This window comes from Rhodococcus sp. 05-340-2, from assembly GCF_002258915.1.
In the GTDB taxonomy this organism is placed as follows: Bacteria; Actinomycetota; Actinomycetes; order Mycobacteriales; family Mycobacteriaceae; genus Rhodococcoides.
Genome location: NZ_NOYU01000042.1, coordinates 464,207 through 477,229, shown reverse-complemented (window position 1 = coordinate 477,229; position 13,023 = coordinate 464,207). Strand labels below are relative to the sequence as shown.

Below are 13,023 nucleotides of genomic sequence, written 5' to 3'. Positions count from 1 at the left end.
AGTCCGCGTAACCGTGCCGCTCGTGAATGAAACTGCACATCAACAACATTCGAAGAACAAGCACGATGGTCGGCTACATCCGCGAAACCCGACTTCGACTCCGCGGGGCACGGCCCGAATCGGGCGATGTGTCCGTTGTGTCGGTGGTCATTCGGAGTGCGCACGGTGTCGTCCCTTCTCGGCCGGCCCCGGCAGTGGAGACTCGACGAGTCCGATGGCGACGAACGCGTAGAGCACGCTCGCGACCAGCAGCGCTGCCGCGACCGAGATGAGCAGCCACAGGCCGGGATGGTGCTGCGCCAGGAACCAGCCGCCGACCGTAGTGGCCGCGGTCACCACGACTGTCACCGAAATGGACTGCACTGGAAGCAGTCTGGATACGGGCATGCTTCGCGCGATCACGATCCACAAGAGAACGAGGGTGGTGCCGATCGTCACGACGGTCGAGATCGCAGCTCCGTCGTACGACATCCGCGGGATCAGGAACAGGTTCAACCCGATGTTCAGGGCCAGACCGACCAATGCCACCACGGGGTAGTGTCGCTGCATTCCGGCCGACGCGAGCAGGAAGATTCCCAGCATCACCAACGACATCAGCGCCGCACCGATGACGAGCAGACGGGCTGCGTGAGCTCCGTCGACGAACCGTTCGCCGTACAGCAGGCCGATCAGCGGCTCGGCCGACGGCACGAACGCCGCGACAGCCATAGCGCCGAAGAGCGCGAACAGCAGTGCGGCCGAACGTGCGCGTGCTCGAAATGCTGTGGTGTCGTGAGGCCACGACGCGACGAGCAGGGTGCTGATCGGTGCAACCGCCGCCAGGACGAAGGTGTCGATCATGTCCGAGAACTTGTAGCCGATGGAATACAGTCCCACGGCCTCGAACGTGTCGAGCAGGCTGAGCATCAACATGTCGATCTTGAGCATGGCGATGGTGAGAGCGAAGCCGATGGCGAGTGGCACGGCCTCCTTCAGATAGGGCCCCCAGCGACGAATTTCGATGTGCCGCGACGGTCGCAGGCCCATGGAACGGTTACCGATGCCGAAACCCTTGGTCACCAACTTGAACACTTCGTTGGCCACGGCCGGGAGAACGAAGATCAGCAGGGTGGGGGCCAGCACGGCCGCCAGCACGGTCAACGCCAATTGGATTGCTTGCCCGGCGCTTTCGGCAACGGCCACGAGTACCAGACGGTGACGACTCTGGAAGAGCACACTCAATGCGTGACCGGGCGTTGCGAACACGACCACCAGTCCGCCCACCACCGTCGCGAGGACCACTTCGCTCGGATACTGCAGCAGCAGAACGTATGCGACGGCCAGCACGTACCCCACCAACCCGAGGACGGTACGCAGAGCGAGAAACGACGACGCCGTTCGACCGATCTCCTCGGGATCGTCGTCCATCAATTTCGCGAGCACGACGCGTCCGACCCCCAGATCGGTCACGACGGACATCAAGCCGAGCAGCGCGAAGACGAAGCTGAACTGGCCCCACTCGTCCGGTCCGAGGGACCTCGCGACGACGACGCTGCCCACCCACCCCAACGTCGCGATGATCACTCTGCTGATCAGAACGGCAATCGTCGCTTTGGCCGCGGCTTTCGGATCCGCTGCGATGGCGCGGTAGTCCGGAGGCTGCTCGGTGCCGTCGAGCGCGAGCTCCTCGGCCATCAGACCACGCCTGCGGCTCGATACGCGTCGGCGGTGAGTTCCGCCGTTCGACGCCAGCTGATCTCGCGGGTGGCAACGGCTGCCGCGTCGACAAGAGCTGCGCGGGCGTCCCCGTCGAAAGCGATGGGTTTCATCGCATGTACCCAGTCGTCCACGTTCTCCGATTCGACGAGAACGGCACCGTCGCCGACGACGTCGGGGAGGGCGCCGACGGCGCTGGCGACAACCGCGCCGCCCGACGCCATGGCCTCGACGGGCGGGAGTCCGTAGCCCTCGTACCGAGACGCGTATGCGGTGACTGTCGCGGCAGCGTAGAGGGCGGGTAGATCCTCGACATCGACGTAACCGAGTCCCCGGGAATTGCGGGGAGCGTGGGGACCGGTCGAGCCTGCCCCGGCCAGCAGACACGGAATTCCGATTTTCTCCGCTGCGTCGGCCACCAGCTGAACGTTCTTGCGAGGCTCCACCGTTCCGACCTGCATGACGAAACGGTCCGGTAAGTCGTACTTGGACCGAACGACGTCCACCCGGCTGTCGGTGGGGACGGTGGCCCAGGCTGCGGGTGCCAAGCCGACCACAGTGGCGTCGCGCCCGCTGACCGCCTTGATTCGATCGGCGGTGAACTGCGAGACCGCGATGAGCAGATCTGCGCGGCGCAGTGCGCGCCGTACCAGTCTCTGTTCGCCGAGCGCGCGAAATCGACTCGAGGCCGACGGCATGTCGATGACCGAAAGGTCGTGCACCGTCGCAACTGTGAAGGCTTTGGTGAGGAACGGCAGGTCGACGTCCAGACCGTGCACCACATCGCAACGACCGACAGGAAGGGCCCCGAGCAACGCACGAGCTGCACCGCTGGTGACAGGCCGCTCCATCGCCGTGACCGAGGGAGGGAGCTCACCGACGGCGTCGCGCTGCACCGACGCGGCGAGATCGGCATCGGGTAGGCAGTGCGGTAACTCGTTCAGGAGCTCGCGAATGTAGGTCTGTACTCCGCTTCCGCCCGGCCGGAGGGCGAGCGCCCCGAAAACGATTCGTGTTGCGCTGCTGCGCATCCCACCACTCCTAACAAGAGCCAGAAATAGACATCGATCGGAAAGATCTCGAAATACGTCGAGACGAGACTGGCGAACATGGCGGCAACGATCGAGGCACCGACACCGAGTGCCAGTGCGCCGTCTCTGCCCGGTAGCGCTCGGGACAGGCGGGTGCACCACAGCAGCGACGTCACGAGCAACGCAATCACCGCCCACAGGCCGATCGGTCCGAGTTCGAGCAGTGCCTTCACGTAGTAGTTGTCGGGCTGGTAGTTGGTGGACAGTCCCGATTGCGTGAATGCGACACCCTCGGCGGTGGAAATGCGGTCTGCCGCAGAACCACTCGATCCCAGTCCCGTCCCGAACGGATGGATCAGGATGCTGGCGATGATGTTGGCCCAGCCGTCGCCGCGTTGACCCAGACTGCTCGACGAGAAGAAGACCGACGTGATCCTGGGGACGAAGGGAACCGTGACCGCCACGGCCAGCGCTGCCAGAGCGAGCGGCGCGGCGAGGTAGCGGTAGCGCACAGCGATCAGGTAGATGGCTCCGACCGCGAGCCCCAGAATTGCTCCTCGCACGATCGAACTGGACATGGCGACGACCATCATCGGAGTCGCGCACAGGAACAACATGTTTCGTCGACGATGTGGATCGGCCAGCGCGACCGCACCACCGACGAGCAACGCCAACATCACGTACAGCCCGAACGGGAACGGCAGGTTGAACGTGCTGAACGTGCGGAGCAGTCCACCCGATGTTCGGACCTGGGTGCCGTATTCGTACCCCAACGACACCAATGCGGCGGGTCCGGCCAGGAGTTGTGCGATGCCCACCGCCGAGGTGAACACACCCATACCCATGAGAACGGAGACGAGGTGGTCGCGGTCCGTGGCGTCGAACGGTGCAAGCCACATGACGACCACCAGCAGGATGTAGAAGAAGGTCACCTTGATGCCGAACACGCCGACGATTCCGAACGTGGCGAACGCAGACACGCTGCCGAACACGACGAAGACGACGGCCGCGGGCCACCACGGCATGAACACCCGAGGCGTCGAGCCACGAACGTGTCGGGGTCGACGCAACCACGCGCACAGAACCGTGAAGACGACCAGGCCTTCCTTCCAGCCGGACACCACCCCGGGGAGGGGAACGAGAAACAGAAGGCCGTGCAGTGGAACCAATCCCGCCAACAGCAACACACCGCGTTGCGGCCGACGGTAGATGGCCGAGGCGACCGCGCAGCCCAGCGCGAGCAGCACCGCTGCGCCGAAAGCGAGCGCAACGTACGTGATCACGCGGTGACCCGAACGTGGCCGTGTTCGGCGTGGACCACGATCAGTCCTCGGCGCGCTTCAGAACGGCGAGAACCGTGAGAAACAGAATCTTGACATCGAGCCACACGGACCAGTTCTCGATGTAGAAATTGTCCCATTCGGCGCGGTCCGCGATGGATGTCTGGCCCCTCAGGCCGTGCACCTGAGCCCACCCGGTCACTCCGGCCTTGACGCGGTGCCGCTCTCCGTACCGACGGATCTGCATCTCGAAGAGATCGACGTACTCGGGGCGCTCCGGTCGCGGGCCGACCAGGCTCATGTCGCCGCGAAGTACGTTGAGCAACTGCGGAAGTTCGTCCAGCGAGGTCTGACGCATGATCTTGCCGATTCGCGTTCGTCTGTCGACTCCCTCGACACCGCCGGGCGCGTCCCCGGCCTTCCGCTCGAACTCGGCGTCGGACGCACGGGGAGGGCGCATGGAGCGAAACTTCAAGCAGTCGAACGGCAGTCCGTCGCGGCCGATTCGCTCCTGTTTGAAGAAGATCGGGCCGGGCGAACTCAGGCGCACGAGCAGTACGAGAGTCAGAAAGACAGGGGAGAGCAACAGAACACCGACTGCGGACAGGATCCGATCGAGAGCCCCCTTCACGGCGAACTGCCAGCCCTTGGGGTCGACGTGTGGAAGGACCATCAGGGGCAGTCCGCCGATGTGCTCGATGCGGGTGTGCAAACCGACGGTGTCGTACAGCCGCGGAACCACCCACACCCGCATACCGAGCCGGTGCGCAACCCTGATCGCAGCCACCAATTCTCTGTCCTGACTCGGTGCGAAGGCAACGATCAGTTCCTCGGCCCCGGTGCTGCGGGCGACTGCCTCGAAGTCGGTCGTGATCCCGAGGTGAACCAGGCTCGTCGGATCGTTGTCACTCGGGTCGAGCGTGGCTGCCGGTGCGTCGCCGACGTATCCGACGGGCGCGAGTCCGTACTCGGGGAACTGGCGCATTCGCGCGGCGAGTTGATGGGCGATGGGATCGTTGCCGACGACGATGGTCGGCGCGGCACATCCGTACTTGGAACGCATGACGCGCTGAAGCACGACCCGAGCGAGACGGGCGAGCGCTATCGTGACGGCGCTCAACAGCCACAGCCTCAGCACAATGGCGCTGGGCCGATAGACGGTGTCGGACAGGAACATCGTGACGAGCAGAGCCAGTGACGCGAAGGCGACGGCCGTTTCTGCCGGCCCGATCTCGTCGAGAAAGTTGCGGCGGAGGCTTCGTCGGTACATGGACTTGCCGGCCAGGATGCCGATCAGCAACGGTATGAACAGCCAGGGGAGCAGCCCTGAGTCGGTGAGATTTCCGGCGTGCCACAGCAACGCTCCGACCACGGCCACGATGGCAGCGAGCGAATCCAGAGCAACAGTGACCCCGGTGTGCCATGGATCGACTCGGAGTCGGTCGGCGATAGCTCGCGGTACGGCAGACGAATCGGTTGTCACCGGCCGAGGCCGAATTCGCGCTGGTTCCAATATTTGGGGCACAACCACTTCCGGGGGCTCGGATCGATTCGGATTCGGTAAAGATATCCCAATCAATTCATACCGACACGGGCGCGTGCTAACGATCGAGTCACGCAAAAAAGACCAAGAGTTTGTTGAGAGTCCCGATTACGGAACGAATATTGATTCGCGTCGTTTATCCGAGTATCCGCTCGCGAATGATCCAGGCAAGGTCCTGAAGAATCTGAATGTGACCGGTCGTCCATTGCCGTGGTCGCTGATCCCACACGCACACAGTGCCCACCGAATGACCGTCGTCGTCGGTGAGTGGGACGCTGAGGTACGAGACCAACATGTTCGCCTGTACCGAAGGATGGTCCTTGAGTACATCGTGCAATCGAACGTCCTCGACCACCAACGGCCGACCGGTGTCGATCACGTATCGGCAGATCGAACCCTCGAGGGGAACCTCCTGCGCGCCATCGAGTTCCGAGGGAAGCCCGACGGCACTCTTGAAGTACTGACGCCTGTCGTCGAGGAGCGAGAATGCAGCCGAAGGGGCACTGAGGGCGTCGGCCACCATGGCGACGACCCGGTCGTATCCGGCATCGGAGCCGGTGTCCATCAGCCCTGTTCGAGCCACTGCAGCAAGCCGATCCGGGTCGTCGATCGGGGTGCCGGACTCTCTGGTCGGCTCGGCCGGACCGGCACCGTTCTCGGTACTGTCCTCCAATGCTCTGAGAAGCGCACCGACCTCGGAATCAGGATCCTCGGACAGTTCTCGCACGATTCGATCGACAACAGCTCGCCGAATGTATGCCTCGGGAGACTGGCCTGATCTGTCCGCCTGTCGGGCGAGCACATCGTTCAGGCGGTCGTCGAAACCGGGAAATCCTGTCGTCATTGTCCAGATGGTAGTACAGGCCGAGTTGTCACACCGACGCTCGAGTCGGTGCATTCCACTATTCGTATTTCCGGGGATGTTCCGCAGCCGAGGAGTGAGACAAAGTGAGCAACAATAAAGTTTTGCCGGTACCCGTTTTCTGAATCACGGCAGTTGCTAACATCTGCCGATGAAACGGAGTTCACCGCGGCGAGCGATTGCGGCACTGACGGTCGTGTTGTTGTCGCTCTCGGCCGGGACGGTGCCCGCTGCTGCATCGGTCCTGCGGCAGCAGCAGACGCCGGGCGGTAGTCCTTCGTGTGCTCGGCAATCGGACGCGGTGCGGATCGGAATATCACCCGGAGCGACGATAGGTGCTCTGTCCGCAGCGGATCTCGATCGGGAACTCACACTCGCCCGTGACGCGGGGACGTTCGCTGTTCGTCTCGACATCGACTGGTCTGCAATCGAGCCGACCCGGGGCAAGTTCGATTGGAGCCGAACGGATCGGGTGATCGATGCCGTTGTCGCCCACGGGATGTGCGTGCACGGCATTGTCGCGTACACCCCGAGGTGGGCACGCGTGGCTGCTGCCGTCAACGATTCGCACTCCCGTCCTGCGAACCCCGCCACCTTCGCGGCGTTCGCCAAGACCGTGGTTCAGCGATACCAGAGCCGAATCAACATCTGGGAAGTGTGGAACGAGCCGAACATCGTGACGTTCTTCAAGCCCGCTCCCGACGTAACGGCGTACTCGGCGCTGCTGCGCGCGACCTACACGGTGATCAAGCAAGTGCAACCCGATTCCACCGTGCTTGCAGGCGGGATGGCACCCTCCGAGGACAAGGACGGCAACATCGCGGGTACGACGTTCCTGTCGAAGATGTACGCGCAAGGATCCAACAAGTATTTCGACGCCTTCAACGTTCACCCGTACACGTGGCCGTATCTACCCAACGACCCGGACACGGCGTCGTGGAACACCGCCATGAAGATGTGGCCGATGCGAGACACCATGGTCGCCGGTGGCGACAGTGCGAAGCAGATCTGGATCACCGAGTTCGGAGCTCCCACCGGGACGGCCCCCAACAGTGTCAGCGAGCAGACGCAATCGGACAGCATAGGAATCGTCCTCGATGCCGTCCTCGGCAACGACTGGCTCGGACCGGCCTACGTCTACAGCCTGCGCGACGCCGGTTCCAACACCGCCGACACCGAACAGAACTTCGGTTTGGTGCACAGAGACTGGACGCCCAAGATCGCCTACGGACGCGTCGACGCCTACGCCGCGGAGCATTCCGGTCGGTAGTCGACCTGTTCCACCGTCGACCGCAATGGGCTACTGTCTGCGCATGAATTCGCAGCCGGGGGGCTCGATCCCAGATCGCATCGATGTCACGTTCGATTCTCACGGAGACGTCTGCGCGGCGTGGCTCTATCTTCCGACCGGCACCGGCCCCGCTCCGGTGATGGTCATGGCGCATGGCCTCGGCGGAACTCGGGAAATGCGGCTCGACGCCTACGCGGAGCGTTTCCGCGCCGCGGGGTACGCCTGCCTGGTGTTCGACTATCGCTACTTCGGGGCCAGCGGAGGCGAGCCACGGCAGTTGCTCGACATCGAATCACAGCTGCAGGACTGGGCATCGGCCATCGACCACGCGCGTTCCCGTTCGGATGTGGACACCTCGCGAATCGTGTTGTGGGGCTCGTCGTTCGGTGGTGGTCACGTCATCGTCGCCGCTGCCCGAGACCAGAAGGTCGCGGCAGTGATCTCGCAGTGCCCGTTCACCGACGGGATTGCCTCCGGACTCGCGTCGAACACCTGGACGTCGACGAAGCTGTCCGGCCGGGCTCTCGGCGATCTGGCGGGATCGGTGATCGGGCGACCGCCGTTGATGGTGAACACGGCCGGACGACCGGGGACGACCGCACTGATGACCTCGCCCGACAGCTACGACGGGTACCTCGCGCTCGCGCCGGACGCCGACGAAACGTTCCACAACCGAGTCGCAGCCAGAGTCGCGCTGCAGATCGTGCGGCACCGGCCCGGGCGTCGGGCAAAGGACGTTCGCTGTCCCATCCTGTTCGTCGTCTGCGAGACGGATTCGGTTGCGCCGGCGAAGGCCACTCTGCGCTACGCGCGGACGGCACCGCACGGAGAGATCAAGACATACGACGCCGGCCATTTCGAGATCTACCTGGGCGAGGCGTTCGAGCGGGTCGTGGGGGACCAGATCGAGTTCCTCACCCGCACGGTTCCGCCGACTCAGTAGACGTCGCGTACGTATCGCTTCTCTGCGGCAAGGGCTTTGACATAGGCCTCGGCACTGCTCGGCGCGAGCTTGCCGTGTTGTGCCACCACGCCCTTCAGTGCGGCGTCGACGTCCTTGGCCATCCTGGACGCATCGCCGCACACGTAGAAGTGCGCACCGCGGTGAATCCAGTTCCACAGCTCTGCCCCGTGCTCACGCATTCGATCCTGGACGTAGACCTTGTCCTTCTGATCGCGCGAAAATGCGACGTCCAACCGGTTCAACGAACCGTCGCCGAGCATCGCCGTCAGTTCCTCGCGATAGTAGAAGTCCGTGTCGGCGTGCTGTTCACCGAAGAACAGCCAATTGTGGCCGGTGTGCCCGAGTGCGCGACGCTCGTGCAGGAATGCGCGGAACGGGGCGACGCCGGTACCCGGGCCCACCATGATCATCGGGGTGGTGGGATCGTCCGGCGGTTTGAAGTGCGAGGTCTTCTGCACGAATATCCCCACGTCGTGGTTCGACGCATGGTCGGCCAGGTAGGTCGAGCACACCCCGCGCCGGGGAACTCCGTGCACGTTGTACCGCACCGCCGAGACAGTCACCTGTACCTCGTTGGGGTTCTCCTTCGGACTCGACGAAATCGAGTACAGCCGTGGTTGCAAGGGTTTGAGGACTCCCAACCAGTCGTCCACCGAGGCCCGAACCGGATGTGCAGCAAGCACATCGATCGACTGGCGACCCCACATCCAGTCGGACAGCGCATGCTTGTTGTCGGGATGCAGCATCGCCTCCAGGTCGTCGTCCGCAGTTCGTCGGTGGACGAACTTCAGTAGATCCGTTGTTGCACGAACGATTTCGAGATGGCTGCTCAGCGCCGTGCGCAGCGACATCGGGCCGTATCCAGCGAGGTCGACAGCGGTGTCACGGTCCAGGCCGGTGGCCTCGAGCCACTCGTCGACGTAGGCGTCGCTGTTGCGCGGCCATACTCCGAGCGCGTCGCCGACCTCGTACTCGAGGGTCCCGTCGGGCAGATGGAATCCGAACTGGCGTACATCCTTGACGGATCCGCGTGCGGTCAGTACTCGATTGCGTACGAGAGTCGTCACCAGCGGTGACTTCTTGCTGTACCGCTCCGGCTCCGCTCGGGTCTGCGGGACGGTGCGCGCGGCCGACTCCACCCGTGCGTCGTCGGTGGTGGTGGTGGTGGAATCGGCATCGTGCCGGAGCCGATCGACCACCGCATCGAGCCACGCCGCGGCCTCGCTCTCGTAATCGGGCTCGCAGTCGACCCGCTCGAGCAGCCGTTGCGCACCCAACTCGGCGAGGCGCTCGTCGATCCTGCGGCCGTGGCCGCAGAAGTCCGCGTAGCTCGAGTCACCGAAAGCGAGTACGGCATAACGGATTTCCGGAAGCGTCGCCGCGGACTCGGCGACGAGGCTGTCCCAGAACGTCTCACCGTTGTCGGGCGCTTCGCCGTCACCGGTGGTACTGCTCACGATCAGCACGTCTGCCTCGGCGGGCAGACGATCGACGGTGAAACCGTCCATCGAGTGTTCGGCGATCGTCAGACCGGCTCCCCGTAGGTGGGAAAGGCAGGACTGGGCGTACTCCTCGGCGGTGCCGGTCTGCGAGGCCCAGAGCAGCAGCACCGGGCGTCGCCCCGCATCGGCGGTATCGGCCGAGACGCCGGGAGCAGCGCCGTCGGTGTCCGGTCTACGCGAGAACAGTCCGGCGAGAACACCGTCGAGCCATGCGTGGGTTTCGGGGGACAGGGGAGTCCGCGACGGCAGGGTGGGCGTTCCGGCTGCGCTGCGTCCGGCCTCACTGCCCAGACCTTCGAGAAATCCTGCGATGTAACGCTGTTCGACGGTGGTCAGCGGTTCCGACGGACGTGCTGGGCGGCCGACGATCGAGGCGAGCGCCTCGATCGGATCGTGGGAACGGTCGTCGCCGACGGGTGAGGGCGATCGGGCTGCAGCAACTCTGGTGAGTGTGACTGCACACGCCTTGAATTCGGGTTGTCGAGAATACGGATCGATGGCGTCGTTGGTGACGGCATTGATGGCGAGATACTCACCGAATTCGTCGTTCCAGTGGAAGGGCGCGAAGCAACCGCCCGGGAGCACTCGATCGGTGACGACGGCTGGGAGGACGGCTCGGCCTCGGCGGGACGCGACCTCGATGCTGTCGCCGTCGATCACACCGAGCCGCTCGGCGTCGAGTGGGTGCACCTCGACGAACGGGCCGGAATCGAGTTTGTTCAGCTTGGCGACCTTGCCGGTCTTGGTCATGGTGTGCCACTGGTGTGGCAGGCGTCCGGTGTTGAGTAGAAACGGGTAGTCGTCGTCGGGCATCTCCGCCGGCAGCATGCTGGGCCGGGCGAAGAACTGGGCTCGACCGCTCGGGGTGGGGAAGGACAGTGCGGGGATCGAACCGTCATCGGACACCCGTTGCCGTTGGCTGACCCCGTCGTTGAGGTAGCGGATCGGGTGCCGAGTGGTTGTCGCGTCGGGCGGACACGGCCACTGGATGGGACTTTCGCGCAACCGGTCGTAGGTGACTCCGCGAATGTCGTAGCCGGTGTTCGGGTTCCAGAACTGCTTGATCTCCTCGAACACCTCCTCGGCACTCGCATAGGTGAAGGCATCGGCATACCCGAGCGCGCACGCCATGTCGGCGATGATCTTCCAGTCCGGCAATGCACCGCCCGGTGCCTCGACCGCCGGTTGGAACAGCGTGAGGTTGCGTTCGGAATTGACCATCACTCCGTGCGCTTCCGTCCACAACGCGGCGGGCAGCATCACATCGGCGTAGTCGTTGGTTTCGGTATCGGCGAACGCATCCTGAGTGATGACCAATTCGGCGCGCTCGAGACCGTCGATCACCGTCGTTCGGTTGGCCACCGAGGCAACCGGATTGGTGCAGATGATCCAGCAGGCCTTGATCTCACCGGCAGCGAGCTTGGAGAACATCTCGATGGTTCCGCCGCCGACGTCGGTCCGCAACGTTCCGTGCGGAATTCCCCATCGGTCCTCGACGAATTCGCGGTCGGCGTCGTCGAACACCGCTCGCTGTCCCGGCAGCCCGGGGCCCATGTATCCCATTTCCCGTCCGCCCATGGCGTTCGGTTGCCCGGTCAGGGAGAACGGGCCGCTGCCGGTCTTGCAGATGGCACCCGTCGCCAGATGGAGGTTGCACAGCGCGTTGGTGTTCCAGGTTCCGTGCGTCGACTGATTCAGGCCCATCGTCCAGCAGCTCATCCAGTTCTGTGCACCGCCGATCATCGCGGCCGCGGCTCGCAGGTCTTGCTCATCGAGACCGGTTGCGGCGCAGACCTTCTCCGGGGTGTAGCCGTCGAGGAAGTCCGGCATGGCGTCCCACCCGTCGGTGAACTCCGCGATGAACTCGGGGTCGATGTCGCCGTTCTCCACGATGAGCGCGAGCAGTCCGTTGAGCAGCGCCAGGTCCGAACCCGGCTCGAGTTGCAGATGCAGGTGGGCCTTGTCGGCGGTGGCGGTGCGACGGGGGTCGACGACGATCAGCTTCGCCCCTGCCTTGACGCGGTCCATCATCCGCAGGAACAGAATGGGGTGACAGTCGGCCATGTTGGAGCCGATGACGAAGAAGACGTCTGCGTGGTCGAAGTCCTGGTACGACCCGGGCGGACCGTCGGCTCCCAGCGACTGCTTGTACCCGGTTCCTGCGCTCGCCATGCAGAGTCGGGAATTGGATTCGATCTGGTTGGTGCCGATGAATCCCTTGGCGAGTTTGTTCGACAGGTACTGGGCTTCGATCGACATCTGCCCCGACACGTACAGCGCGAGCGCATCGGGGCCGTGTTCGTCGATGATGGTTCGCAGCCGCCGGGCGGTGTCGTTGATCGCCACCGACGTGTCCGTGCTCTCCGGGCGCTCGCCGCAGCGCTGCCTGATCTGGGCCTTCTCGAGCCGTCCGGGCCCGGCGAGCATGTCCGCGGTGGTGGTTCCCTTGGTGCACAGGCGGCCGAAGTTGGCCGGGTGGGACTTGTCGCCGACGGACTTGGTGACGACAGGCCTGGTCGGGGTGGCATCGGAGGATGTGGTCGGGCCGCCGATCTCGAGCACCATGCCGCATCCCACGCCGCAGTACGCGCAGAGTGTCTTCACCGTGGTGACCATGGATTCCACAGTGCCCGGCCCAGGGTGCGCCGTCATTACACGTCAGTTAGCCGGATATGACGTTGTCCTCACCGTGCCCCGCCAGGGGCGGTGATGTCCGCTCGGGAGCTGATGAGAGGCGGATGGGAGGTAACACGAACTTCCCGGTACGCGATTGGTACTCGAACGTTACTCATCGAACGGGCTGTCGAGTGGAGTGTCCGATTTTCCGCTGGCACAATCGTCCGGGTCGGGCTCGA

Annotated in this window: 8 protein-coding genes; 2 read left to right on the top strand and 6 right to left on the bottom strand. The window is 64.1% G+C overall.

Annotated features, from left to right (window positions below):
• Positions 1-147: 147 nt before the first annotated feature.
• The 5 genes from CH271_RS27380 to CH271_RS27360 all read right to left on the bottom strand — a co-directional run bounded on the left by CH271_RS27380 (position 148) and on the right by CH271_RS27360 (position 6,393).
• On the bottom strand, positions 148-1,674 hold the full coding sequence (locus tag CH271_RS27380; RefSeq protein ID WP_094635593.1) for a flippase: 1,527 nt from the start codon (positions 1,672-1,674) through the stop codon (positions 148-150).
• Positions 1,674-2,726 carry a glycosyltransferase family 4 protein gene (locus CH271_RS27375; protein ID WP_094635592.1) on the bottom strand — a complete coding sequence of 351 codons (1,053 nt, stop codon included), beginning with the start codon at positions 2,724-2,726 and terminating at the stop codon, positions 1,674-1,676. Before CH271_RS27375 ends, CH271_RS27380 begins: the two co-directional genes overlap by 1 nt.
• A complete protein-coding gene (locus tag CH271_RS27370; RefSeq protein WP_094635591.1) occupies positions 2,636-4,009 on the bottom strand; it encodes an O-antigen ligase family protein in 1,374 nt (457 codons plus the stop codon). Before CH271_RS27370 ends, CH271_RS27375 begins: the two co-directional genes overlap by 91 nt.
• A 40-nt stretch (positions 4,010-4,049) precedes the next feature.
• On the bottom strand, positions 4,050-5,489 hold the full coding sequence (locus CH271_RS27365; RefSeq protein ID WP_256986566.1) for a sugar transferase: 1,440 nt from the start codon (positions 5,487-5,489) through the stop codon (positions 4,050-4,052).
• A 196-nt stretch (positions 5,490-5,685) separates the two neighbouring features.
• Positions 5,686-6,393: a GAF domain-containing protein gene (locus CH271_RS27360; protein ID WP_094635590.1), complete on the bottom strand. Its 708-nt coding sequence runs from the start codon at positions 6,391-6,393 to the stop codon at positions 5,686-5,688.
• A 169-nt stretch (positions 6,394-6,562) separates the two neighbouring features.
• On the opposite strand from CH271_RS27360, the gene CH271_RS27355 reads away from it, so the two are divergent.
• On the top strand, positions 6,563-7,681 hold the full coding sequence (locus tag CH271_RS27355; RefSeq protein ID WP_094635589.1) for an endo-1,4-beta-xylanase: 1,119 nt from the start codon (positions 6,563-6,565) through the stop codon (positions 7,679-7,681).
• 43 nt (positions 7,682-7,724) lie between these two features.
• Positions 7,725-8,645 carry an alpha/beta hydrolase gene (locus tag CH271_RS27350; RefSeq protein WP_094635675.1) on the top strand — a complete coding sequence of 307 codons (921 nt, stop codon included), beginning with the start codon at positions 7,725-7,727 and terminating at the stop codon, positions 8,643-8,645.
• Here the strand turns inward: CH271_RS27350 and CH271_RS27345 are convergent.
• Positions 8,639-12,784, bottom strand: coding sequence for a bifunctional nitrate reductase/sulfite reductase flavoprotein subunit alpha (locus CH271_RS27345; RefSeq protein ID WP_094635674.1), 4,146 nt, complete (start codon positions 12,782-12,784; stop codon positions 8,639-8,641). The genes CH271_RS27350 and CH271_RS27345 overlap by 7 nt on opposite strands.
• Positions 12,785-13,023 lie beyond the last annotated feature (239 nt).

Coding starts and splice junctions, on each gene's coding strand:
- CH271_RS27380 (WP_094635593.1), bottom strand. CDS start 1,674: ATGGCCGAGGAGCTCGCGCTCGACGGCACCGAGCAGCCTCCGGACTAC.
- CH271_RS27375 (WP_094635592.1), bottom strand. CDS start 2,726: ATGCGCAGCAGCGCAACACGAATCGTTTTCGGGGCGCTCGCCCTCCGG.
- CH271_RS27360 (WP_094635590.1), bottom strand. CDS start 6,393: ATGACGACAGGATTTCCCGGTTTCGACGACCGCCTGAACGATGTGCTC.
- CH271_RS27355 (WP_094635589.1), top strand. CDS start 6,563: ATGAAACGGAGTTCACCGCGGCGAGCGATTGCGGCACTGACGGTCGTG.
- CH271_RS27350 (WP_094635675.1), top strand. CDS start 7,725: ATGAATTCGCAGCCGGGGGGCTCGATCCCAGATCGCATCGATGTCACG.
- CH271_RS27345 (WP_094635674.1), bottom strand. CDS start 12,784: ATGGTCACCACGGTGAAGACACTCTGCGCGTACTGCGGCGTGGGATGC.